The following is a 24,839-nucleotide window of genomic DNA, read 5'->3' as shown; positions in this document are numbered from 1 at the left end:
CGGTGGTGTGGTCGCGGGACCTTCCCCAGCCCCCGTCCAGCGTGCGGGTGTACCGCGACAGCCTCGGGCACTGGTACTGCTCGTTCGTGGTCGCCGCGGTGACCGAGGCCCTGCCGGAGACCGGCCGCGCCATCGGTATCGACTGGGGCGTCAGGGAGACCGCCACCACGACGTCCGACGCCCATGACCTCCCGCATGCCCAGCACGGCAGGACGGCCGCGCAGAACCTCGCCCGCTACCAGCGGATGATGGCCCGCCGCGCGACGCCGAAGAACCGGCCCGAGACGGGCGGCTACCGCAAGGCCCGCAAGGCCGCGGCGAAGGTGGTGAAGAAGATCGCCCGCCAGCGGCAGGACACCGGCCGTAAATGGGCCAAGCGCGTCGTCCGGGATTTCGACCACCTGGCGGTGGAGGACTTCAAGCCGGCCTTCCTCGCGAAGTCCACCATGGCGCGCAAAGCGGCGGATGCCGCGATCGGTGCCACCAGGACGGCTCTGATCGAGATGGCCCGCAAGCACGGCAGGACCGTGTACCTGGTCAACCCCGCGCACACCACCATGGACTGCGCACAGTGCGGAGCGAGAGCCAAGCACGCACTCCCCCTTTCCGAACGAACGTACACGTGCACCGCATGCGGAACCGTGTCCCCCCGGGACAAGAACTCCGCCCGCGTGATGTCCCCCAGCTACCGCTGGGAGGTGCCCCCACGTCCGGGCTGGTCTCAACCCGGCTGGTGCTGATCTTGTAAGCCCTGCCACCTGCTAGGTGCCAGGCAAAGTGAGCTAGGAATCCCCTCCCTTCAGGGAGGGGAGGAGCCAACTTCCGGCCCTACGTACCCTCCGACGCCGAAGCCGACGCCCTCGTCCGCTTCCTGACCGCCGGGACCTGGCCGTTCCACGCCATGCCGGTCCTCGACGAGGACGCGGTCCGGAGGTCACTCGCCGCGGGCGCCTTCGACGGAGACGAGAACCGGACCTTCTGGATCACCCTCCCCGGCCGGGCCGGGGACCGGGTCGGACTCGTCCGGCTGATGGACCTGGCGGACGCACCGGACAACGCCCCGCTGTTCGACCTGCGGATCGCGCCGGCGTACCGGGGGAGGGGAATCGGGGGCGAGGCGCTGGCGTGGCTGACCCGCCACCTGTTCACCGAATTCCCGCGGATCGCCCGGATCGAGGCCACCACCCGCCAGGACAACGTCGCCATGCGCCGCACGTTCCGCAGCGGCGGCTACGTCAAGGAGGCCCACTACCGCGACGCGTGGCCCGGGGTCGACGGAGCCGTCCACGACGCCGTCGGGTACGCGGTCCTGCGCCGCGACTGGCTCGCCGGCACCGTCACCGCCCCCGACTGGGACGACGAACCCGGAACGGAAAATCCTCCTAGGCCGGGCGAGAGGGGCTGAAAGGAACCAGAGGGGCGAATGTGACGTCCTGTCCGACGAGTGACGCGTAACGAGTGACGCGTAACGAGTGACGCGTAACGAGTGACGCGTAACGAGTGTCGAGTGACGAGTACGAGGAGAGGACGTCATCGTGGAGACCACGGGAAGCCGCCCGCCGCGCCGCACCGCGCTGGCCCTGGGGGCCGCAGCGGTGCTCGGCGCCGTGTCGATGGCGGGGTCCGCCCACGCCGCGCCGCCCGGCCGCCAGGACCGTATCCCCGAGGACCGTACCCGCGAGGACCGCGGCCGGGAGACGGGCATCCGGCGTGCGCTGCGTGCCCTGGAGGCGGAACACGGCGCCCGCCTCGGCGTGTACGCCTACGACACCGGAACCGGACGGGTCGTGCGGTACCGGGCCGACGAGCGCTTCCCGATGTGCTCGGTGTTCAAGACGCTGGCGGTCGCGGCGGTCCTGCGCGACCTCGACCGGGACGGCGAGTTCCTGGCCCGCCGCATCCACTACACCCAGGACGACGTCGACCGGTCCGGGTACGCGCCGAAGACCAAGGACCACGTGGCCACCGGCATGACCGTCGAGGAACTGTGCGGGGCGGCCATCAGCTACAGCGACAACACCGCCGCCAATCTGCTCCTGACCGAACTGGGCGGCCCGCAGGCCGTCACCGACTTCTGCCGTTCGACCGGCGACGACGTCACGCGCCTGGACCGCTGGGAGCCCGAACTCAACTCCGCCGAGCCCGGCCGCGAGACCGACACCACCACCCCGTCCGCCATCGGCCGGACGTACGCGCGCCTGGTTCTCGGCAACGCCCTCGGCCGCGCGGACCGCGCCCGCCTGACCGACTGGCTGCTCGCCAACACCACCAGCGGCGAGCGCTTCCGCAAGGGGCTGCCCGCCGACTGGCGGATCGCCGACAAGACCGGCGGCGGCAAGTACGCCACCAACAACGACGTCGGCCTGGGCCGGCCGCCCGGCCGCTCCCCGGTCGTCCTGGCCGTCCTGACGACCAAGCCGGAGGCGGGCCCGGACGCGCCCGCCGACAATCCGCTCGTCGCGAAGGCCGCCGAACTGGTGGAGCGTCACTTGCGGTGACCCGAAGGTTGGAACGGGCTGGCGGGGCGGCGGCCGAGCGGGCAGAGTCGGACGCGTGACGACGAATCGACCTGACCAGCCGCCCGCCCGCGTCGACTTCTACTTCGACCCCGCCTGCCCGTTCGCCTGGATCACCTCCCGGTGGATCCTGGAGGTGGAGCGGTTGCGCGAACTCGACCTGCGGTTCCGGGTGATGAGCCTCTACGTGCTCAACGAGAAGCGCGAACTGCCCGACTGGTACCGCGACCTGGTGGACCGTTCGCTCGCCCTGACCCGGATCTGCACGGCGGTCGCGCAGCAGCACGGGGAGAAGGAGCTGCCCGCGCTCTACACGGCCCTGGGCGCGCGGATCCACAACGGCGGGAACAAGGACTTCCTCGCCGTCGCCAAGGAGGCGCTCGCCGAGACCGGGCTGCCCGCCGAGCTGATCAAGGCGGCCGACAGCGACCGGTACGACGAGGACCTGCGGCGCAGCCACCGCGAGGGCATGGACCCGGTCGGCGAGGACGTGGGCACGCCCACCCTCCACATCGACGGTGTCGCCTTCTTCGGCCCGGTCCTCAGCTCCATCCCGCGCGGCGAGGAAGCGGCCCGGATGTTCGACGCGGCCCGCACGCTGGCCGCCTACCCCGACTTCTACGAGCTCAAGCGGACCCGTACGGGCGGCCTGAACTTCGACTGACGGGGGACGGCCCCCGCACTCCTCTCCCTCACGTCCTCACGCCCGGAGTTCGGGCGGGAAGCCCGTCCAGCGCAGCTCGGCCGGCAGGTGCGCCATGTCGTTGGCGACGAGCACCGACGAGGGCCGGCCGGGCGCGTAGCGGATCACCGTCAGGGCGGCGTTGCCCTGGTTGAGCCCCAGCCAGCGCCACTCCGGCGCGTCGAGGGCGGCCCGCAGGAGCCAGCTGACGAGGAAGGCGTGGGTGACGACCAGCTCGTGGCGCGGCTCGTCACCGGGGACGGGACCGGTGAAACGGGCCAGCGCCGCCCGCGCGAGCGCGGGCCCCTGCTCACGGTCGGCCGCCGGGAACCGGGCCACCCGGTCCAGCAGCGCGTCCGCCGCCTCGGCGGGCAGCTCCGCACGTCCGGGCACGTAGGGGACGTAGTCGCCGGCCAGCTCCGACTCCCGCAGCGGGACCCCGTCGAGCCGGCCCGCCACCAGGGCGGCGGTCTGCGCGGCCCGGGGGAGCGGGCCGTGCCAGATCCGGGTGAGCGGTACGCCGCGCAGCCGGTCGCCCAGCAGCTCCGCCTGCCGGCGGCCGTCGGCGGTCAGCTCGCTCTCGTCGGCCGTGGCCTGGCCGTGCCGGGCCAGGTAGAGGTAGCGGGCGGCCTGTGCGGTCATGCGGGAACCCTCCGTGACGGCTGCAATGGGGTGGTGCCGTGATGCCGCGATGCCGTGGTGCCGTGGTGCCGGCATGTCGGTGATCATGAACAATCAGGGTGACGCCCCGGCCCGCCCGCCCGGTTCCCGGGCCCGGCCACCCGTATCCCCGGCCGGTCCTCCGGCCGCCACGCCGCGAGGCTCCGCCCAAGGCTCTCCGATAATGTGTTTTCGATAGGAAATGTGCCCATTCGGTTGAGGTCGTTGCCTTGGACACACATCAGTGGGCGAAAGGGACCACCGAGCAGCCCCGGCGAGCCGTCGGGTACGCGGGCGTGCTCAGTGAGCTGCTCCCCATCGCCCTCTGGCGCGAGGACGCCGAGGGGCGCGTGGTGGAGTGGTCCCTCGCCGCCCAGGACCTGCTCGGACACCTGCCCGACGAGGTCCTCGGCCGGCCCGCCGCGCAGATGCTCGTTCCCGACGGCAACCGCGACCTCGCCGACGACCTGACCCGCCGCGTCCACGCGGGCGAGACCGTCGTCGGCACCCTGTCCGCCCGGCACCGCGACGGTCACCCGGTCACCATGGAGATGTGGATCGTGCCCGCCACCGATCCGCAGGGCCGCACCGGCGCCCTCCTGGTGGCCGTGGAGACCTCCGAGGTCCTGCGCATGCGCGACGCCCTCGCCGCCCTGGAGAGCCTGTTCACCCAGTCGCCCATCGGCCTCGCCACCCTCGGCCCCGACCTGCGGTTCCTGCGCGTCAACGCGGCCCTGGCCAGGATGAACGGCGTCAGCGCCGCCGACCACGTGGGCAGGCGCCTCACCGAGGTGGTGCCCGGCGTCAACGCCACGGTGCTGGAGACGATGATGCGCCAGGTCCTCGACCTCGGTACGCCCGTCATCGACGCCCGCCGCACCGGCCGGACCCCGGCCGACCCCGGCCACGAGCACACCTGGTCCTGCTCCTACGCGCCGCTGCGCGACGGTTCCGGCCGGGCCCTCGGCCTGATCGCCTCCGTCATCGACGTCACCGAGAGCGAGCACGCGCTCGTCGAGGCACAGGCCGCCCGCCAGCGCCTGACACTGCTCGCCGACACCGGCGCCCGCATCGGCACGACCCTGGACCTGCGCCAGACCGCCCACGAGATGGTCGAGATCCTCGTCCCGCGCCTGGCCGACTCCGCCGACGTACAGCTGCTGGAGGACGTCCTCGACCCCGACGACCCGGGCGCGAGCCGGCAGGGCCTGGTGCGGCGGCTGGCCGCCACCTTCCCCGATCCGGCCGCCCCGACCGCGAAGCTGGTGCCGGGAATGACCTTCCAGGTCCCGCTCGGTTCCGTGTACGAGCACGTCATCGCCGACGGACGGCCCATGAACCTGAGCCACGCCGACGTCCCCCACCTGATCACCGACCCGCGCGCCGACGCCCTGCGCTCCTACCTCGTCGCCCACGTCGGCTCCGCGCGCCTGGTCCCGCTCGTCGCGCGCGGCACCGTACTCGGCGCGGTCGTCGTGACCCGGATGAAGGACCGCGAGCCCTTCGACGAGCAGGACTGCGTCCTCATCGACGAGCTCGTCAGCCGCGCCGCCCTGAACATCGACAACGCCCGCATGTACACCAGCCAGCGCGAGGCGGCCCTCACCCTCCAGCGCAGCCTCACCAACAGCGCCCTGCCCGCCGTCCGCGACCTCGAACTCACCGGCCGCTACCTCCCGGCCAGCGACCACGACGTCGGCGGGGACTGGTTCGACGTCATCGCCCTCCCCGACGGCCGGACCGGGCTGGTCATCGGCGACGTCATGGGACACGGCATCCACGCCGCCGCCGTCATGGGCCAGCTGCGCACCGCCGTGCGCACCCTCGCCCGGCACGACGTCCCGCCCGTGGAGATGCTCCGCTCCCTGGACGACGTGGTCGCCGAGATCGGCGACGACGAGATGGCCACCTGCGTCTACGCCGTCCACGACCCGGCGGCCGGCGGCTGCGTCGTGGCCCGCGCGGGCCACCCCCCGCCCGCCGTGGTCGCCCCCGACGGCACCGTCACCTTCCTCGACGGCCCCGCCGGCACCCCGCTGGGCACGGGCGGCCGGGACTTCCGCGCCGAAACGGTCCCGCTGCCCCCGGGCAGCCTGCTGGCGCTCTACACCGACGGCCTCATCGAGTCCCGCGACCGGGACCTCGACCAGGGCATGAGCGACCTCGCCCTGGCCCTGCGCGCCCTCGCCCGCCCCCTGGACCGCATCTGCGACGACGTCCTGGAACACCTCCTGCCCGACCCCGCCCAGGACGACGTGGCCATTCTGCTGGCCCGCCCCCGGGACCTGGGAAGCACCTGAGGAAACGGTTCACAGGGGGGGCCGGCGGGGGTTCACCGGGCGGCCGCCGGGCGTCTCACCAGGCGAGGTCCTCCAGCGCGTCCAGGCTCGGGACCAGCGGCGCCATGCCCGGGCCCTCGCCGGTCAGGGCCAGCTCCGCCCAGATCACCTTGCCGCGCTCGGTGTAGCGGGTGCCCCAGCGCTCCGCGAACTGGGCCACCAGGAACAGCCCGCGGCCGCCCTCGTCCGTCGTGGCGGCGTACCGCAGGTGCGGGGAGGTGCTGCTGCTGTCGGAGACCTCGCAGATCAGCGTGCGGTCCCGGACCAGACGGACCCGGATGGGCTCGCCGCCGTAGCGGATGGCGTTGGTGATCAGCTCGCTCAGGATCAGCTCGGTGGTGAAGGCGATCGCGTCCAGGTCCCAGGCCGCGAGCTGGTCGGCGGCCGCGTTGCGCACCCGGGAGACCTCCGCCGGGTCCGTCGTGACCCCCCACTCCGCGACGGCGGAGGCGTCCAGCCGCCGGGTCCCGGCCACCAGCACGGCGATGTCGTCGGTCGGCGCCGGGGAGAGCAGCTCGCGCAGCAGGTCCGCGCAGGTCTGCTCCGGGCTGCGCCCGGGCCGGGCCAGCGCCTGCCGCAGCAGCGCCAGACCGGCATCCATGTCCCGGGCCCGGTCCGTCAGCAGCCCGTCGGTGAACAGCACCAACCGGCTCGCCTCCGGCACCGGCACCTCCACCGCCTCGTACGGCATCCCGCCCAGCCCCAGGCCCAGTGGCAGACCGGCCGGCACCTCCGGGAACTCCACCTCCCCGTCCGGGTGCACCAGCGCCGGGCCGGGATGCCCGGCGCGGGCCATGGTGCACAGCCCCGACGTCGGGTCGTAGACCGCGTACAGGCAGGTGGCGCCGGTGATGCCCTCGCCGCCGCCTTCCCCGTCGCCGCGCTCCCCGCTGCTGCGGTCCTCGTTCCGGTCGATCCGGTCCACCAGCTCGTCCAGGTGCCCCAGCAGCTCGTCGGGCGGCAGGTCCAGCGTGGAGAAGTTGTGCACCGCCGTACGCAGCCGCCCCATCGTGGCCGCGGCGTGCAGGCCGTGCCCGACGACGTCGCCGACCACCAGCGCCACCCGGGCGCCGGGCAGCTGGATCACGTCGAACCAGTCCCCGCCCACCCCGGCCTTCGCCGGCAGGTAGCGGAACGCGACCTCCACCGCCGTCTGCTCGGGCAGCACCCGGGGCAGCAGCCGGCGCTGGAGCGTCACGGCCATGTCGTGCTCGCGCGTGTACCGGCGGGCGTTGTCGATCGAGACGGCCGCGCGCGCCGCGAGCTCCTCCGCGAAGGAGAGGTCCTCCTCGCCGAACGAATCCGTACTGCCCGCCCGCCAGAAGTTCGCCATGCCCAGCACCACGCCGCGGGCCTGCAGCGGCACGGCGATCAGCGAGTGGATGCCGTACGCCAGGGTCTTCGCGGCCCCCGGCGGGTCCTGCTCCCGCCACCCCGGGGCCGTGGTCAGGTCGCGCTCCAGCACCGCGTGCCCCGACGACAGCGCGGCGGCCATCGGCGTGTTCTCGACGTGGAAGCTGATCAGATCGCCCGGCGGCTGGAGCGGCGGGTCGTCGCGTACGCCGGACAGCGCGATCCGGCGCATCTGGGTGTGCACACCCGTCGGCTCCTCGCCCCGCACCACCGGATCCAGCAGCTCCACCGTGACGAAGTCGGCGAAGCGCGGGACGACGACCTCCGACAGCTCCTCGGCGGTCCGCCGGACGTCCAGCGTGGTGCCGATGCGCACCCCGGCGTCGTACAGCAGCTCGAGCCGTCTGCGGGCCACCTCGGAGCGGCCCGAGAGCGCGGCCAGCTCGGTGGAGTCCCGCAGGGTGATGACGGTGGCGGGCCGGTGTTGGCCGTCCGGCTGGGTGGGGCGTACGTTCAGGGCCAGCAGCCGGTCACCCGCCAGGTGCACCTCGTCCGTCGCGGGCCGCCCGGAGACCAGCAGCTCGGTGGTGCGCGGATCGAGACCCAGCCCGGTCACCGGACGGCCCTCGACATCGGCCGGCAGGTCCAGCAGCCGCCGGGCCTCGTCGTTGGCCAGCACCAGCCGCTGGTCCGGCCCGATGATCAGCACGCCCTCGCGCACGGCGTGCAGCACCGCTTCGTGGTGCTCCTTCATCCGGGTCATCTCGACCGGGCCCAGACCGTGGGTCTGACGCCGCAGCCGCCGGCTGACCAGCGCGGCGCCGCCCGTGGCCAGGACCAGCGCGCCCGCGGCGGCGCCCAGCAGGAGCGGCAGCTGGTTCTCCACGACCTCGGAGACGTTGCCGATCTCGATCCCGGTACCGACCAGTCCGACGACGGTGCCGCGCGCGTCCCGCACGGGCACCACGGCCCGGACCGCGTCGCCCGGCTCGCCCCGGAACAGCTCGGTGAAGGACTCGCCGGCGGCCGCCCGCGCGATGTCACCGGAGGCGCGCCGGCCGATCAGCTCCGGCCGGGAGTCGGTGTAGCGGATGCCGTCGATCGTCATCACCGCGACGAAGTCCACGCCCGCGGCACGCCGGGCGGCCTCGGCGCGCGGCTGCAGCAGGGCCGTCGGATCGGGAGCCGCCAGGGCCTGCGCCAGGCCCGGGGCCTGCGCGAAGGCACTGGCGGTGGCCAGCGAGCGCTGCCGCGCGGCGAGCTCGCTGTCGTTGCGCGCCTGGAGGACGAGCGCCAGCGAACCCACCGCGACGAGCAGCACCACGATCAGCGCCTGGAGCAGGAACACCTGTCCCGCCAGGCTGCGCACGTCCGGCCGGGGGCTCACGGTCGGCTCCGCGCGATCAGGAGCGCCACGTCGTCGAAGTCGTCGGCACGGCGCAGGGCGTCGAGCAGCACGTCGCAGGTCTCCTCCAGCGGCCGGTGGACGTCGTCCAGCAGGCCGAGCAGTGCGTCCAGGCGTTCGTCGATCGGGTCGTGACGCGTCTCGACGAGCCCGTCGGTGTAGAGGACCAGCTGGTCACCGGTGCCGAAGGGCACGGTGATCGTCTCGAACGACACGCCCCCGACCCCGAGCGGCACACCGGTGGGCAGGTCGACGAGTTCGGCGGGGCCGCCGGCGAGGCGCAGCAGGGCGGGCGGCATATGGCCGGCGTTGGCGATCCGGACCTCGCCGGCCCCGGGGTCGTGCACGGCGTACAGACAGGTGGCGATGTAGTGCTCCAGCCCCACCGTGATCTTGTCGAGGTGCTGGAGGACCTGTTCCGGATCGAGGTCGAGGTCGGCGAACGCGCAGGTGGCGGTGCGCAGGCGGCCCATGGTGGCGGCGGCGTCGATCCCGCTGCCCATCACGTCCCCGACGACCAGTGCGGTCTTCTCGCCGGCCAGCGGGATCACGTCGTACCAGTCGCCGCCGACCTCGCTGGAGGCGTGGGCGGGCTGGTAGCGGGAGGCGATCTCCAGGCCGGCCGGGTGCGGCGGATGCCCCGGCAGCAGGCTCCGCTGGAGCGTGACCGCCGAATTGCGCACGCTCTGGTACCAGCGGGCGTTGTCGATGCTCACCGCCGCGCGGGCGGCCAGTTCGACGGCGAGGATCACGTCGTCCTCGTCGAAGGGCTCCGGATTGCGGGCCCGTTTGAGGTCCAGGGCGCCCAGCACCTCGCCGCGGGCGATCAGCGGCACCGCGAGGTACGAGTGCAGGCCGGCGCGCGCCAGCAGGGCCGCGGCCGCGGGGCTGCGGGCGATCGAGGCCAGATCGGCCTCGCGCACCTGGCCGACCAGGACCGGGCGGCCGGTGTGCACGCACCGCGTGACCAGCCGGTCGGCGCCGTACATGCAGACCTCGCCGGCCGGGTCGGCCGCCTCCAGCGCCTCGGTCGGGTAGGCGGCCTTGACGGCGAGCGCCCGGAACAGCTCCGGCCCGCTGTCCGGGGCGCCGGGGCGGCGGCAGGAGAGGACGGAGTCGAGTACGTCCACCGCCGCGACGTCGGCGAGCGCGGGCACCGTGACCTCGGCCAGCTCGTGGGCCGTCCGGTCCACCTCCAGGGTGGTGCCGACGCGCGCGGAGGCGTCGGCGACCAGCGCCAGCCGCCGCCGCGCCCGGTCGGCCTCGGTGGCCGCACGGTGGCGCTCGGTGACGTCGATCACGGAGATGGCGACCCCGAGCACACGCCCCCGGGGCCCTTCCAGGCGGTAACAGGAAACGGACCAGGCCTGCTCGGCGACAGGGGGACCGGATCCGGCGGTGCCCAGGGCGCCGGGGGCGCCCGCGGGACCGGATCCGGCGGGCGGTGCTTCGGGGGGCCCCGAGGACCCGCTGCCGGCGGCCGGGGCTTCGGAGGATCCGGGGGAGGGGCCCGGGGCGCGGCCGACCACGTACCGGTCGACCAGCGGTTCACCGGTGGCCAGGACCCGCTGCAGCGCCGCCTCCACCCGGTCCACGTCGTGGAAGGGCAGCGTGTCGCGCACGTGCCGCCCGATGTGGTCCCGCGCCGGAATGCGGTCGACCCGTTCCAGGGCCGGGTTGACCAGGACGTACCGCAGGTCGGTGTCCATCAGGGCCAGCCCGATGGGGGACTGCGAGACCAGCCGCTCGGACAGCGCCAGGTCGGCCTCCACCCGTTCGACGGTGGTGTGGTCGGCGGCGATCCCGAGGGCGAACACGTCCCCGAGACCGTCGGTCAGCCGCATGTTGCGGAACTCCACCAGGCGGGTGCTGCCGTCCTTGTGGCGGATCGGGAAGGCCCCGGCCCAGCTCTCGCCGCTCTGCAGCACCTCGGCGAAGAGCTGGATCACCAGGTCCAGGTGGTCCTCGTCCACCAGGACGTGCCCGGCGTACCGGCCGAGCGCCTCCGCCGCCGTGTAGCCGAACAGCTCCTCGGCCTGCGGGCTCCAGAACAGGATCCGCCCCTCGGCGTCGAGGATCACGGCCGCGACGCCGAGCACGTCCAGCAGGCCTCGTGCCTCCTCCGGCCGTCCGGGTTCCGCCGCGGGCCACCCCGTCCGGCTCGCCCCGCCTCCCTCGGCACGGAAGGATTCGGCTGTCACACGCGACTCCCTCCGTTCACCGGCACCTCGCACGACCGCTCGCCGCAGGCGGGCGGTACTTCCATGCTGCCCCCGGGGTGCGCGCAGGGCATCGCGGCCGGTGCGGGACAGCGGGACAGCGGGCCGGGCGGGCACCCCGGGCCGTACCCCCGCCCCGCGCGCCCACCGGTTCGGCCGATCGGCTGTCGGCGTGGCGCCGCGCCGCCTACGGTGGACGGCATGAGCGCCGACGACCTCAGCCCCGACAGCGTGTGGCCGCTGCCGCCGGCCTGGATGTTCGCGTGCGGCGAGTGCCATCGGCTGTACGAGCGGATGAAGGACATCCAGGCGCTGACGGCCGAGCTGTGGCTGACGGGGGAGCGCGGAGTGGACTGGGACCCGTTCGACATGGGTCCGGGCTCGCAGATCCGGCTGGCCCGGCACCTCGCCGAGGTCCACACGGACCTGCTGCCCGGCTGGACGCGCGGTTGCGAGCACTGTGCCCACCGGCGGAGCCTGCTCGCCCGGGACCCCGGGTCGGCCGGTGCTCGTCTGGTGTCCGCCCAGCACCGCGCGGGGCACCTGTTCCTGCCGCCCCGGACGCTCGGGCTGGTCTGACACACCGGGCCGACGGGTACGGGCGGGCGCGCACCGGCGATGCCGGTCGCAGCAACCGCATCGCCCGCACTGCCCGCACCGTCAATGATCAGATATGTCCGAATTGTCTCTTAATCTGAGCCCTCGGTGTTCGCCACGCGCACGATCGAAGGTGCCGAGATGAAGCCCAGCCGGAAGAGACGGACCAGCGGAACGAGACGGACCACCGGGACCAGCGGGACCAGCGGGACGAGCAGGACCAGCAGGACCAGCAGGGCCATCTCGGTGTCCGCGGGGGTGCTGCTGTGCGCCGCCCTGCTGGCCATGGGCCCCCCGGCCGCCGTACCCGCCCGGGCCGTGCCCCCCGGTTCCGCCGCACACCACGACGCGGAGGGCGAGGCGGCCCCCGACGCAGCCGAGGCCCGGTCCCTCGGTGCCGGGCACGCCCGTGAACACGCCCTCCAGCGGCGGGCGGTGGCCGAGGCCGACGAGTACCCGCAGTCGAGGCGCACCGCCGGCCTGGCCTCGCTGGCCGCCTCCCAGCGCGAGGCGAACGCCGGCCTCGCCGCCGCCGCGTACGGCCGGTTCACGGACTACTTCCCCGCCCCCGACTTCGGCGTCCACGTCGCCCAGCTGCCCACCGGCAAGGTGCTGCTCTTCTCGTTCGAGCGCGTGGAGACCAACCCCTTCAAGGAGACCGGCCCCACCGACATCGTCGGCCGCACCAACGCCGGACGCGCGTTCCTGTGGGACCCGGCCCGCGGCACCGGACCGGATTCCTTCACGAACGTCGCGCCGCCGCGCATCGTCATCCCCGACGGCACCGGCATCCCCCGCCCCGCGCCCTTCTTCTGCTCCGGCCACGCCTACCTGCCCAACGGCATACTGGCGGTCTTCGGCGGCAACCGCGGCGGCAAGGGCGGCAGCGGCGCCAAGCTGTCCTTCGTCTTCGACCCGTGGACCGAGACCTGGTACCAGAACCGCGACATGTCCGTGGGCCGCTGGTACCCCTCCGTCGTCACGGGGGCGGACGGCCGCCAGCTCATCATGTCGGGCCAGTCCGAGCTCGGCACCGGGACCCCCACCCCCGTCGTGGAGCGGTTCCCGGCCCTGGTCCATCCGGTGCCGCGGGGCAAGGACGACATCCCCCGCAACCTCGGCACGGACCGCTTCTGGTCGAGCGCGCCGTTCCGCAACGACTATCCGCACCTGTTCTCCCTGCGCGACGGAAAGATCTACGGTCTGGGCCGCGACGCCGACCAGCAGTGGGTCTTCAGCCCGTTCACCGAGCTCCGCTCCACCCTGCCCCGGCGTCCCGGCGACTACCGCAACTACGGCTCCGCGGTGCCGCTCCCGGCGGGCCTGCGCGGCCCCGACTCCGTGCTGGTCCTCGGCGGCGACCCGCGCGATCCGAACACCTACCGGCTCTCGGGCCGCCGCTGGACCACCGAGCAGCCCCGTGCCTTCGGCCGCACCCAGGACAACACCCTGCTGCTGCCGGACGCCACCCTCCTCACCGTCAACGGAGCCCTGGACACCCGTGACTACGGCAGCGGCCCCTTCAACCCCGCCGCCGACCTCAAGTACCGCCGGACCGAGGCCCGCGACGCCCGCGGCTGCTGGCGGCTGGGCCCCGCCCAGCGGCTGCCGCGCGGCTACCACTCCAACGCCCTGGTGCTCCCCGACGGCCGCGTCATGATCACCGGCGACGAGCTCCAGCAGATCGCCAACGACCCCGACATCACCGACGACATGGACGGCAGCATCGAGATCTACGAGCCGCCCTACCTCCACCAGGGCCCCCGCCCCGTCCTCGACACCGTCCCCGGGACCGCCCTCGGCCACGGCGCGCGCTTCACGGTGACCACCTCCACCCCCGGCGCCGTCCGGCGGGCCGTACTCCTGGCGCCCACCACCGTCACGCACTCGGTGAACACCAGCCAGCGGCACCTGGACCTGCGCATCGCCCGCCGCACGGGCGAGGCGCTGGAAGTGATCACGCCCGCGTCGGCCGCCGACGCCCCGCCCGGGTACTACATGCTCTTCCTCCTCGACGCCAAGGGCGTGCCCAGCACGGCGAAATGGGTCAAGCTCGGGCGGCCGTGAGGGCGTCCGCGACGGCGGCGCGGGCCAGGCCGAGGGCGTGGTCCAGGGCGTCGGCCGCGGCGCACGGCACGTCCGGCCGTACCCCGGTGCCCTCCCAGTTCGTGCCGGAGACGGGGTTGACGGCCCGGCCCACCGGAATCGTGGCCTCCAGGTGGGGGTGCAGGGTCCAGCCCTCCCGGGGGTGCGCGCCGCCGCCCGTCACCTCGCCGACCACGACGGCCCGGCCCAGCTGCTGGAGGTCGTACGCCAGCTCCTCGGCCGCGGAGAAGGTGCGGTCGCTCGTCAGCACGTACACGGGCTTGCGTCCGCCGAAGCGCGGGCCGGGCACGTACGGCGGCGACCAGGACTGCTCCCGGCGGTCGCCCTCGCGCCAGTGCATCGTGTTGAGGTGGGTCCGCTCGTCCAGCAGGTGGCCGCAGACGAAGGCGACCGTGTCGGGCGAGCCGCCGAGGTCGCGGCGCAGGTCGAGGACGAGCGCCCTGGCGCGGGAGGCCAGGGACAGCGCGGCGCCCACCGGCTCGGCGGCCCACTCCAACGGGAAGAGATACGGGGCCAGTTCCAGGACCGCCACCCCGTCCTCCAGGAGCTCCAGCCGCGGTACGCCGCCCAGCGACGCGTCGTACTCGCGGCGCATCTGCGCGGCCACCGCCTCCCCTTGGCCGGACGGCACCTGGTCGGGGTGGTACGTCAGTCGCAGGTGCCGGTCGCCGCACCGGGCCTGGAGGTCGGCGGTCACCAACCGGCCGAGCTCCTCGGCGGCCGGTACGTCGTACGCGCCCTCGGCGAGCCGGCGGCGGAGCATGGCGGCGAGGTCGAGGCCGACGTCGGGGAACACGTAGTGGTCGGCCACCAGGCGGGCCAACTCGTCGATGATGCGGGCGGGTTGCAGATCAGTCGGGTTCGGCATGGCGAGGAGTAGATCACCGGTCTTGCGAAAGCGTCAAGAGCGTTAGACACTTTCCCCATGGCAGACGCGGCAGGCACAGCAGGCGCAGCGGACACGGTGGACGCGGTGGACGCGGCAGATCCGGCGGGCGGGACGCCGCCGGACTCGGGCACGGACCCGGGCGGCACGGCACCGCCCCCGGACCGGGGCACGGTCCCGGGGGCTGACCCGGGCGCGGGGACGGCCCCGGACCTGCGGGCGGACCCGGCCCCGGCCCCCGAACCGCCCGAGGACGTGCTGCACATCGTCGCGCCCGAGCAGTTCGCCGCCCTCGCCCACCCGCTGCGCCAGCGACTGCTCTTCGCCCTCGGCCAGCGCCCGGCGACGGTCAGCCAGCTGGCCGTCCAGCTCGACGCGAAGAAGGGCAACCTCGCCCACCACCTCAAGGTGCTGCGCGAAGCCGGGCTGATCCGCATCGCCGCGACCCGCCAGGTCCGCGGCGGTACCGAGCAGTACTACCAGCGCACGGCCCGCAGCATGCTCGTCGCCGAACCCCAGGCGGCCGGCACCGCCGCCATGCTCGGCGCGTTCGCGCAGGAACTCGACCGCTCGACGGGCGAGCACGCACTGCGCCTGCGCCACCTGCGGCTGAGCCCCGACCGGGCGCGCGCACTCGGCGAAGCCCTGACCCGGCTGGTCGACGAGGCGGAACAGGAACCCGAAGGAGAACCCGTGCACGGCGTCCTCGTGGCGATGTACGAGCAGGCATCGCCCTCCGTGTGACGCGGTGTGTCCACACGGCATACGGTGCCCGCCGCTCCCACCGGGGTGGCGGGCGCCGCCGTATTCGCGTGACGGCGAATCATCCGGGCCCCGGACCCGCGGGCCCCTGCCCATTTTCCACTGTTTCATATCGTCGATTTCCGGCTGGAATTACGCCGGTCTTCCCGACGAATAGCGACCGCCTCCGGCTGGAATTCCGCTCGAATTCCCATGTCGTCCCGACCCCTGGTGGCGGTGAGGGCGTCATCGACTCAAAGCCATTTCGCGAGCGGCCGCAGAATCGCTCGATAATCCCTCTACGCTTTCTTCAGCGGCCGGTCCTCCGATCGGAGGAGGGTCGCCGGCACCGCCCCATTTCCCGAATAATTCTCAGGAGGCATTTATGGGTGACACCATCGACACGATGACTTTCGACGAGAACGACCTGGACCTCGGCGCTCTGACCGTCACCTCCATGCGCGACACCGTCGCGCTTCCGGAGACCGGAGCGTCCAACAGTGGCAGCTCCTGCTCCTGCGGGTCCTCGTCCTGCGCGCACCCGCACCCGTACCCGTACCCGGTGTAACGGGAGCCGTCGCGCCGTCAGCACCACCCGCGCACCACCCCTCCCGTCCCGCGGCGCCCGCGGCGGCGGACCGCCCCGGGCCGGGAGGGCCGCGTCGACCGCAGTCGAGGAGACCTCCGCCATGCCGCACTCCGCAGCGCCGCGCGCTGCCGCCCCCGGGGACCAGGGCCCCGCGCCCACCCGCTACCGCGTGTGCGGCTCGCCGTTCGCCCTCGCCCGCGCGACCGTCCTGCGCCACCCCGCGCAGAGCCCGTCCGCCGTGGACTTCCGCGCGGCCCTGGACGGGCTGACCTCGCTGTGGGCCACGGAGTCGGAGCTGCTGCCCGGTCTCTGCGACGCCCTGTACGACAGCCGGGACGGCCACGACCGTGCCTTCCACCAGGGGGTCGTACTGCCCCTGCGGCGCGCTCTGCACAACGGACGCCCACCGCAGCCCGCCCTCCTCGAACGCCTGGGCGACCTGCCGCACCGGGTGCCGAAGCTCGCCGCCTGGCTCACCCTGCGCGAGCAGCGGGCCGCCCTGTACGCCGCCCTGGAACGGGCCGCCGGGCCCGCCCTGACCGCCGAACGCACGGCGCTGTCCGCCCTGTGCCGGGAACCGGCGCTCGCCCGGGCCGTGGCGCTGATCAGCCCCGACCTGCTGCGAGCCGTGACCCGCGCCGGCGCGGGCGCCGCCGACCGCAGGGCCCGCAAGGAGGAACCCGGCGTCCTGCGCTACGCCCTGCGGGCGAGCACCAAGACCAGCCCGCTGTCCTGGTTCACGGCGGTCGCCTGGGCCCACACCCCCGAACCCACCGCCGCTTCCCCGGCCGACCCGGCCGACCCGGCCCACGCCGTGGCCGGCGGGGCCGCCGCGGCCGACCTGGCCACGGCCGCCTGGGGCGACGGTGGTCCTGGCGGGATGCCGTTCACATCCGTCGTGCGGGCCAATCGGGCCCTGGTCACCGCGCTCGTGGCGGCCCTCGTGGCGGATCCCGCCCGCCGTGCCGCCCTGCTCCTGCGGATGACCAGCACCGCCCGGATCCGCGACGGCCGGGCGGCCCACACCGGCGGGCGCCTGGTGTTCACCGGGGGGCGGCATCTGACGACCACCGAGGAGGAGATCGAGCTGGCGGCCTCCGCCCCGCTGCGCCTGATCGCCGCGGCGACCGACACCCCCTCGTCCCTCGGGGAGCTGACCGGCCGTCTGAACGCAGCGCTCGGCCGGCCGACGGGGGAGCCGGCGGCGGAGACGGAGGGCGGGGGAGCGGCCGCCGCCTTCCTCCTGCGTCTCCTCGACGCCGGACTGCTGGTTCCCACCGACCCGGTGGACCCCCACCACGCGGACCCGCTCACCGCACTCGCCGCCTGGCTCCGGGCCACGTCGCCCACGACCGGCGAACCCGCCGCCGCTGCTGCCGCCCCCGCTGGCGCCCCCGCTCCCGGCGCCGAACTGGCCGACCTTGTCGAGGAGATCGCCCGCGACACCGCCGCCTTCGCCTCCTTACCCGCTCCCGAACGCCCGGCCGCCCTCACCGCCCTCGCCGCACGCTGGGACACCCTGCTGACCGCGGCAGGCCGGCCCGTCCCCACCGCGACCGCTCGCCCGGACGTCCTCAGCGAGGACGTCGTGGCCCCCGCCCCCCTCGACCTCGACGGACTCCTCGGCCCGGCCGACCACGCCGCGCTCGCCGAAGTCACCGCGCTGGCCGAGGTGTTCGACCTCGGTCACGTCATGCGGCGCGTCACGCGCGACCGGTTCGTGGCCCGCTACGGCGCCGGCGGCACCTGTCCGAACCCCTGGGAGTTCGGCGCCGAGATCGCCGAGGCCTGGGAGGAGGCCGCCCGGCTCACCGCCGCGGCACCCGGCACCCCCGGCACCGGGCCCGCCGGCCTCACCGAACTCGCCGCGCTGCGCCGTACCGTGACCGACGCCGTACGCGAGAGCGCCACCGGTGCCCCCGGCGCGTACGACGTCACCCTCCCCGCCGGGCTCGTCCGCGGCCTCGGGTCCCGGCTGCCCGGCTGGGCCCGGCGACGCCCGGCCAGTTACGCGTACTTCGTCCAGCGCGACACCGCCGACGGCCTGCTCTGCGTCAACCACGTCTACGGCGGCTGGGGCCGCTTCACCAGCCGCTTCCTCGACGCGATGGACCCCGGCGCCGCCGCCGAGGTCGCCGCCCGGATCCGGGCCGGCCTCGGGGAGCGCGCCCGCGCCGCCGCCGTACGTCCCGTCGGCGGTTTCAACGCCAACCTCCACCCGCTGCTCGTCCCCGACGAGATCGGCCCCGACCGGCGCTGGACCTCCCTCGCAGAGTCCGACGTCGACCTCGTCCACGATCCGGTCGGCGACGACGTCCGGCTGCGGCTGCGCACCACCGGCGAACTGCTCGACGTCCTCTACCTCGGCTTCCTCGCGCCCGTCATGCTGCCGCACCGGCTGGCCCCGTACCTCAGCGACCACCCGTGCGGAGTCGTCGACTTCAGTGCCCTCGTCCCCGCGCGGACCCTGCCCGCCCCCGGCGGCCACGTCGTCCGCACCGCGCGGCTGCGCCACCGCCATCTCGTCCTGCGGCGGCGTCGCTGGTACCTGGACGCCGGGGTGCTGGCGCGGCTGCGAGCCGAACTCGCCGCCGACGACGCCGGCCTGCCGGCCGCTGCCGTCGCCCGCTGGCGCGCCCTGCTGGACCTTCCCGACCAGCTCTTCCTGTGCCCCGCGCCCGTCGTCGCCCCCTCGGGCAAGGCAGCCGACACCTTCCTGGCCGGGCTGCGCCGGCCCAAACCGCAGTTCCTGGACCTGGGCAACGCCCTGCACCTGCGCTGCCTCGGCAAATGGCTCGCCCGGCACACCGACGGCGCCGTGCTGGAGGAGGCCCTGCCCGCCCCCGGCGGCCGTGACCGCCCGGCCCGCGCCGTCGAACTCGTCGTCGAGACCTACCGCGAGGGGAGCCCCACATGACCCGCCCCACCCCGTCCACCCGGCCCACGTCGGGGGCCGCCCCCGCGGACGCGTCGGCCCCCGCAGAGTCCTTCGCCCCCGCGGACGCACTGGCCCCCGCGGACGCACTGGCCCCCGCAGAGTCCTTCGCCCCCGCGGACGCACTGGCCCCCGCGGACGCACTGGCCCCCGCGGACGCACTGGCCCCCGGCGAGGCCTTCGCCCCCGCCGAGGCCTTCGCCCCCGCGGACGGGCTCGCGCCCGCAGAGGCCCTCGCCCGTGCGAACCCGCTCACCCCCGCGGACGGGCTCGCCCCTGCGGACGGGCTCGCCCCCACGGACGCCCGCGCCCGCGACGTCGTCGCCTACTACCACCAGGACCGCAAGGGCCCGTTGCTGCGCGGCGCGATCCTGCCGCTCGCCGAGCGGTACGAGGCCGAGGGCCTCACCGCCCACGTCGAACGCCACTGGCTCTACGGCCCGCACCTGCGGCTGCGCCTCCAGGGGCCGCCCGAGCGCGCCACCGACGTGGCGCGGGCCGCCGAGGACGCCGCACGCACCGTACGCGCCTGGATCGCCGACCACCCCTCCCAGGGCGGCCCCGGCACCGACGAGCTCCTCGCCGAGGCGGCCCGGGCCGGCCGCGCCGAGCTCATCGCCCCGCCCTACGGGCCGATCGTCGCCGACAACACCGTACGGGTCGAACGCGTCGACCTCGCCGCCCTGCGCGGCCTGATCGGTGCCGACGGCACCGCCCTGCGCGGGGACCTGCTGCGGCTGGGCCGCCCGGCCCTGCGCGCCGGGTCCGCGTTCCTCGGGGCCCATGACGACGGCGCGGCCGCCCGGGTGCAGTTCGCCGCCGCCGTCCTGACCGCCCACGCCTGCGTCTACCCCGGCGAGGGGCTGCCCGGCGGCCACTTCAGCTACGTGTCCCACCTGGAGGACTTCCTCCTGTACGACGATCCGGACGGCACCCTGCGCGCCGCTTTCGAGAGCCGCTGGCAGCGCACGTCCGGGGCGGTCACCGCGCTGGTCGCACGGATCGCGGACGGCCGTACCACGCCCTGGGAGCAGGAGTGGGCCCACTGGTCCGCGCAGGCCTGGCGGCTGACCGAGGACCGGCTGACGGCGGGGGCCGACCTGCACGGACTGCCGCTGGAGTACCGGGTCCGCGCGGCCGCCACCGGCCACGCCGACGCGGTGGTCCGCTGGAACCAGGACATCCGCACGGACTACAGCGAGTTCCACCAGCTGCTGCGCCGCTCCGATCCCGAGGGCCGGATGTGGAGTCGGCCTGAGTACCTGGTCTACCGGGCGTGCACCAACGCGCTGTACCAGCTGCTGATGATCTGTGACGTCCGGCCGCTGGAACGCTATCTGGCCGCCTACCTGGTCACGCGGGCGGTCAAGGAGGTCACGGGCTGCGACTGGCGCCAGGTGATCAACGACGTCATCGACGTCATGGAGCACCGGCGGTGAGCCCCGACCAGGACACGCTCAGGGACGCCCTCGCCGGCCGCCGGCTGCGGCCGGGGACGGCCGTCACCCCGCTCACCGACGGCCTGCACCTGCGCGGACGCGCCTCGCACGTCACGCTGGAAGGCAGCCGGGCGTTGCCCGCGCTGTGGAACCTGCTCGCCGAGGCCCTGCGTACGGGCGACCTCGCGACCCTGGAGGACCGCGCCCCGGTGGGCTCGGCGGCCCGGCGGGCCCTGGGCGTCCTGGTCGCCCACCTCGACGAACACGACCTGCTGGTACCGGAGGCCGACCCCCACCCCCACCCCCCGACCCCGGTCCGCATCCTGGCCCGCCGCCCGGACGCCCCCCTGCCCCGAGCGGCCGCCGAAGCCCTGACCTCCCACCCCACGGCCACCCCCACCCCCGCGTACCCACCGTCCACCACCCCGTCCCGGCCCCCTGCCCCCGCGCAGCCGCCGTCCGCCGCCCCGGAGCGGTCCGGCGTCCCCGTGCGGCTGTCGTCCGCTGCCCCGGCTCCGGCGGACGCTGCTCCGGGCCCCCTCCTCGCGGCCGATACGGTTGCCGCGACCGGAGTTCCGGCTGCCGATACCCCCGCCGGTTCCGTACGCGTCACCGTCGACCCGGCCGCCCCGCCGGGGCAGGTCGTTCTGGAGACCGTGGACGGTCGTCTGGCCGTGGCCGCGAGCATGGTGGGTGGCCTCGCGGTGGTCACGGAGCCCGGCCCCCCGGACCGGGTCCGCGCCGACGTGGCCGCTCTGACGGCCCGGCTCGCCGCTCCCGACGCCCCTGCACCGGCCTCCCGCGCGTACGCCGTCCCGGACTCGCCCACGGCCCGGGACGGAGCCCCGGCCGCCGGTTCCACGCTCGCCGCGCTCGTCGGGGCCGCCACCGCGCACCGGTTGATGCGTGCCGTCGGCGGGCAGCCGGATCCGGCCGGCGAGGGGGAGGACCCGCGTCTGATCGACGGGCTGCCCGCCGTTCTGGTCGCCACCACCGAACCGCCGCGCGCCGAGTACCGCCCCTGGCCCGCCGGCGCGCGCGAGGTGCTGCCGCCGCCGGTCACCCTGGCCGACGCCCTGCGCCGCCTCGACGCGCTCACGGACCGGCACCTGGGGCTGCTCGACGCGCCCCTGCCCGGCGCGCTGCCCCAGCTGCCCGTGGCCCTGGTCTCCTGCGCCACCCCGGACGGGACCCTCGTCGCGGGCGGTGCGCGTACCGACCTCGTGCGCCTCGACGCACTGTGCCGCGCCGCCGAACTGCGCCTCGGTGGCGGCCCGGTGGTGGTAGGTGCGGACCCCGGACACGCCACCGGCCGGGCCCTGCGCCGTGCCGCACTGGCCCGCCTCGCCCGCCTTCCGTACGGACTGAAGGGGGAGTTGATCTCCCCTGACGTCTGGCAGGCGCATCCGCAAGCCGCCCACTGGTGGCGCACCCTCACCGAACGTCTGGGGCTTCAGGCGTGCATGACCGTACGTCAACCCGACCCGGGGCAGCCGCTGTTCAGCGCCCGCGTCGACGCTTTCGACGCGGCCGGCCGGCGCATCGTCGCCCGTGCCGTGGAGGCCACGGCGGGCGATGCCGCCGCCTTCGCCGCGCTCGGCGCGGGCATCCGGGCCGTGGCGTCCGGCCCCGTCCGCGCCGTGCCGGACGGATCCTGCGCCCCGCTCGCGGCGGCCGGTGAGCCGCTGGCCACCTGGGAGGACGAGGGCAGCCGTGCGGGCTGGCAGGCCGCCCTGGCCGCCCGCGAGCCCGGCCTCCAGCACGCCCTACGCCTTCTGACCGGCCTGACCGAACTCCCGGGGACGCCTGCCCTGACCGGTCCGACCGAGCCCGCGGAGCCGGCCGGTCCGACCGGACCCCCGGAGCCGCTCGGCCTGACCGTGCCGACCGGGTCGTCCGGGCCCTCCGGGTTCTCCGACCGGCCCGGGGCATCCGGGCTCGCCGGGCCGTCGGTGCCGACCGGGCCCGTGGGGCCGTCCGGGGTGACCGCGCCGACCGGGTCCTCCATGTCGGCTGGGTCCTCCGGGCCGTCGGGGCTGATCAGCTCCTCCGGGCCGACCGGGGCAGCGGGGTCGGCCGGAGTGAGCGCGCTGACCGGGCCGTCTGGGCCGTCCGGTCCTGCCGGGGCCACCCGGGCGACAGCGCCGGCCGGTTCAGCGGCCCCGGGCACCGACCGGGCCACCGCCCCCGGTGCCGCACCAGCCACCGGCGCGGCACCGCGTACCGACTCAGCCTCCGACCCCGGCGCGGCACCGCGTGCCGGCGCGGCCACCGCCCCCAACGCGGCTCCGGTCCCCGGCGCGGCTCCGGCCAGCGCCCCCGGCTGGGCCACCGGCTCCGGTGGCGACCCCATCGGCGCGGCCCCGGCCGCCGACGACCCCGGGTCCGACCCCCCGCACCCCCTCGTCCGTGCCCTGATCGCCTGCGGGTTCACCGTGCTGCGCGTCACCGGAGGGAAGCCGTGACACTTGCCGACGTCCTCGCCCCGTCCGGAGTCCCCGTGGTCGACGCGCGCGCGGCGTTGCGGCGCGTCCACGGACGGGCCGTCGTGCTGCTCGACGACTGGACCCTCGGGCTCGCCGAGGAGTTGACCCGGCATGCCCTCGGCCACCCCGTCACGCTCCTGCCCATCCGCTGCGACGGGCCGCTCGCCGTTCTCGGACCGGTCCTGCGGCCCGGCGCCGCCGCCTGTCCGTGCTGCGCCGAGTACCAGCGGCTGGCCACCACCGGCGGCCGGGTCCCCCTGCTCAGCCCGCGCATGCGGCTGGCCGGCACCCTCACCCCCGCCCTCGCCCTCGCCCTGGCCGCCCTCGCCCGCGACCTGCTCGACGAGCCGCCGCCCGCCGCCGGGGAGCCCGACGGTGCCACCGTCCACCTCCTCCACCAGGGCCGCGCCACCTGGTCCACGCACCGCGTCCGCCCCATCGGCGGCTGCGCCGTCTGCCGCCCCCTGCCGCCCGACACCGCGGCCGCCGCCCGGCTGTCCCCCTCGCCCCGCCCGCTGCCCGACCCGTACGTCCTGCGCACCCCCAACCCCCGTACCGCCCCCGCCGCGTTGCGCGCCGCCCTGCACGACGAACGCTTCGGACCGGTCCGCCGCCTCACCCGCTCCGAGGACTCCGCCTTCGCCCTGACCACCGCCCTCGTCACCGACGGCCGGCCCGTCGACGACGGCGGATACGGCCGCGGCACCGACTACGAACACAGCGCCCGCGTCGCGCTCTTCGAGGCCGTCGAGCGGTACGCCGGCATGCGCCCGACCGGCCGCCGCACCGCCCTGCGCGCCTCCTTCGCCGAGCTCGGCCCCGACCGCGCCCTCGACCCGCGCCGGCTCGGGCTGCCCGAGCCCGACGCCCACACCCACCCCGCCGCCACCACCGTCCCCTACCACCCCGACCTCGTCCTCGACTGGGTGCACGGCTGGTCGCTGACCCACCGACGCACCGTCGCCGTCCCCGAACACGTCGCCTACTGGGACGTGCCCGGCACCGGCCCGCGCGTCGTCTACGAGTCCTCCAACGGCTGCGGCCTCGGCAACAGCCCCGAAGAGGCCGTCCTCTACGGCCTCTTCGAGGTCGCCGAGCGCGACGCCTTCCTCATGGCCTGGTACGCCGCCGCCCCCCTGCGCCGCGTATCCCTCCCGGCCGAGGACGCCGAGAGCCTCCAACTCGCCGACCGCGCCGCCCTCATGGGTTACGAGCTGATCCTCCTCGACGCCACCGACGACCTCGCGGTCCCGGCCGTCATCGCCGTCTGCCACTACCGCGGCAGCCACCCCGACGCCCCCCGCGCCTTCGTCGCCGCCGGCGCCCACCACGACCCGCGCGCCGCGATCCGCTCCGCCGTCGCCGAGGTCGTCACCAACGTGCACGAGGCCCCGCACCGCTCCCTGGCCGCCGGCGGCCCCCGCGACCCGCACCGCCTGCGCCCCCTGCTCGACGACCCCGACCTGGTCCTCTCCCTCGACGACCACGTCGGCGTCAACACCCTGCCCGAGGCCCTGCCGCGCCTGGAGTTCCTGCTGGCCCCCGCCCCCGAACGGCCCTGGGACGACGTCTGGCCCGGGGCCCCCGAACCGGTCGCCGACCTCACCGGGCTGCTGGAGACGACCGTACGGCGGCTGGCCGGCCTCGGCCTGGAGGTCATCGCCGTCGGCCAGGACGAGCCCGGCATCCGCGACGGCCTCGGCCTGCACTGCGCGAAGGTGATCGTGCCCGGCACCCTGCCCATGACCTTCGGCCACCACAACCGCCGGATCAGCGGCCTGCCCCGGCTGCTGGAGGTCCCGTACCGGCTCGGCCGCACCGCCCGCCCGCTGCGCCCCGCGGACCTGGCCCCGTACCCGCACCCGTTCCCCTGACGAGGCCGAGGA

General features: G+C 75.1%; 16 protein-coding genes and 2 pseudogenes. 13 read left to right on the top strand and 5 right to left on the bottom strand.

Annotated features, from left to right (window positions below; translation table 11 throughout):
• The 4 genes and pseudogenes from ACIPXB_RS20360 to ACIPXB_RS20345 form a co-directional block, all read left to right on the top strand.
• A pseudogene (locus tag ACIPXB_RS20360) lies at positions 1-765 on the top strand (RNA-guided endonuclease InsQ/TnpB family protein); the annotation flags it as partial.
• A gap of 67 nt (positions 766-832) precedes the next feature.
• Positions 833-1,405 (top strand): annotated as a pseudogene (locus ACIPXB_RS20355) (GNAT family N-acetyltransferase); the annotation flags it as partial.
• Positions 1,406-1,535: 130 nt separating this feature from the next.
• Positions 1,536-2,498 (top strand): class A beta-lactamase, encoded by a 963-nt coding sequence (bla, locus tag ACIPXB_RS20350; protein ID WP_401451738.1) that lies wholly within the window; start codon positions 1,536-1,538, stop codon positions 2,496-2,498.
• Positions 2,499-2,553: 55 nt separating this feature from the next.
• On the top strand, positions 2,554-3,180 hold the full coding sequence (locus ACIPXB_RS20345; RefSeq protein ID WP_401451735.1) for a DsbA family protein: 627 nt from the start codon (positions 2,554-2,556) through the stop codon (positions 3,178-3,180).
• Between the two features lie 36 nt (positions 3,181-3,216).
• Here the strand turns inward: ACIPXB_RS20345 and ACIPXB_RS20340 are convergent, their stop codons facing one another.
• Positions 3,217-3,840: a histidine phosphatase family protein gene (locus ACIPXB_RS20340; RefSeq protein WP_401451732.1), complete on the bottom strand. Its 624-nt coding sequence runs from the start codon at positions 3,838-3,840 to the stop codon at positions 3,217-3,219.
• A gap of 248 nt (positions 3,841-4,088) precedes the next feature.
• On the opposite strand from ACIPXB_RS20340, the gene ACIPXB_RS20335 reads away from it, so the two are divergent.
• The gene (locus tag ACIPXB_RS20335; protein WP_401451729.1) at positions 4,089-6,158 is read left to right on the top strand and encodes a SpoIIE family protein phosphatase; all 2,070 of its coding nucleotides are present in this window, start codon (positions 4,089-4,091) and stop codon (positions 6,156-6,158) included.
• Positions 6,159-6,213: 55 nt separating this feature from the next.
• Here the strand turns inward: ACIPXB_RS20335 and ACIPXB_RS20330 are convergent, their stop codons facing one another.
• Complete coding sequence (locus ACIPXB_RS20330; protein WP_401451727.1) at positions 6,214-8,937, bottom strand: SpoIIE family protein phosphatase; 2,724 nt, start codon at positions 8,935-8,937, stop codon at positions 6,214-6,216.
• Positions 8,934-11,156 carry a SpoIIE family protein phosphatase gene (locus ACIPXB_RS20325; RefSeq protein ID WP_401451725.1) on the bottom strand — a complete coding sequence of 741 codons (2,223 nt, stop codon included), beginning with the start codon at positions 11,154-11,156 and terminating at the stop codon, positions 8,934-8,936. The genes ACIPXB_RS20330 and ACIPXB_RS20325 overlap by 4 nt, the downstream gene beginning before the upstream one ends.
• Before the next feature lie 219 nt (positions 11,157-11,375).
• On the opposite strand from ACIPXB_RS20325, the gene ACIPXB_RS20320 reads away from it, so the two are divergent.
• The gene (locus ACIPXB_RS20320; RefSeq protein WP_401451723.1) at positions 11,376-11,753 is read left to right on the top strand and encodes a hypothetical protein; all 378 of its coding nucleotides are present in this window, start codon (positions 11,376-11,378) and stop codon (positions 11,751-11,753) included.
• A 110-nt stretch (positions 11,754-11,863) separates the two neighbouring features.
• Here the strand turns inward: ACIPXB_RS20320 and ACIPXB_RS20315 are convergent, their stop codons facing one another.
• Entirely contained in the window at positions 11,864-12,013 is a 150-nt protein-coding gene (locus ACIPXB_RS20315; RefSeq protein ID WP_401451721.1) for a hypothetical protein, read from the bottom strand.
• A 4-nt stretch (positions 12,014-12,017) separates the two neighbouring features.
• On the opposite strand from ACIPXB_RS20315, the gene ACIPXB_RS20310 reads away from it, so the two are divergent.
• Positions 12,018-13,838, top strand: a complete 1,821-nt coding sequence (locus tag ACIPXB_RS20310) for a galactose oxidase-like domain-containing protein (RefSeq protein WP_401451719.1) — start codon at positions 12,018-12,020, stop codon at positions 13,836-13,838.
• Here the strand turns inward: ACIPXB_RS20310 and ACIPXB_RS20305 are convergent.
• A complete protein-coding gene (locus tag ACIPXB_RS20305) occupies positions 13,819-14,745 on the bottom strand; it encodes a S41 family peptidase (protein ID WP_401451717.1) in 927 nt (308 codons plus the stop codon). The genes ACIPXB_RS20310 and ACIPXB_RS20305 overlap by 20 nt on opposite strands.
• A gap of 57 nt (positions 14,746-14,802) precedes the next feature.
• Between ACIPXB_RS20305 and ACIPXB_RS20300 the strand changes: the two genes are divergently transcribed.
• The 6 genes from ACIPXB_RS20300 (at position 14,803) to ACIPXB_RS20275 (ending at position 24,827) form a co-directional block, all read left to right on the top strand.
• Positions 14,803-15,507: an ArsR/SmtB family transcription factor gene (locus tag ACIPXB_RS20300; RefSeq protein WP_401451715.1), complete on the top strand. Its 705-nt coding sequence runs from the start codon at positions 14,803-14,805 to the stop codon at positions 15,505-15,507.
• A 382-nt stretch (positions 15,508-15,889) separates the two neighbouring features.
• Positions 15,890-16,072, top strand: coding sequence for a thiazolylpeptide-type bacteriocin (locus tag ACIPXB_RS20295; protein WP_401451712.1), 183 nt, complete (start codon positions 15,890-15,892; stop codon positions 16,070-16,072).
• Between the two features lie 121 nt (positions 16,073-16,193).
• Positions 16,194-19,010, top strand: coding sequence for a lantibiotic dehydratase (locus ACIPXB_RS20290; protein ID WP_401451710.1), 2,817 nt, complete (start codon positions 16,194-16,196; stop codon positions 19,008-19,010).
• On the top strand, positions 19,007-20,467 hold the full coding sequence (locus ACIPXB_RS20285; RefSeq protein WP_401451708.1) for a lantibiotic dehydratase C-terminal domain-containing protein: 1,461 nt from the start codon (positions 19,007-19,009) through the stop codon (positions 20,465-20,467). The genes ACIPXB_RS20290 and ACIPXB_RS20285 overlap by 4 nt, the downstream gene beginning before the upstream one ends.
• Positions 20,464-22,932: a hypothetical protein gene (locus ACIPXB_RS20280; protein ID WP_401451706.1), complete on the top strand. Its 2,469-nt coding sequence runs from the start codon at positions 20,464-20,466 to the stop codon at positions 22,930-22,932. Before ACIPXB_RS20285 ends, ACIPXB_RS20280 begins: the two co-directional genes overlap by 4 nt.
• On the top strand, positions 22,929-24,827 hold the full coding sequence (locus ACIPXB_RS20275) for a TOMM precursor leader peptide-binding protein (protein WP_401451704.1): 1,899 nt from the start codon (positions 22,929-22,931) through the stop codon (positions 24,825-24,827). The genes ACIPXB_RS20280 and ACIPXB_RS20275 overlap by 4 nt, the downstream gene beginning before the upstream one ends.
• Positions 24,828-24,839: the final 12 nt, after the last annotated feature.

Origin of the sequence: Streptomyces sp. NPDC090022 (genome assembly GCF_044748145.1) — a bacterium.
Taxonomy (GTDB): domain Bacteria; phylum Actinomycetota; class Actinomycetes; order Streptomycetales; family Streptomycetaceae; genus Streptomyces.
Note: the sequence above shows the minus strand (reverse complement) of the source record. Positions and strands in the feature narration are given on the sequence as shown.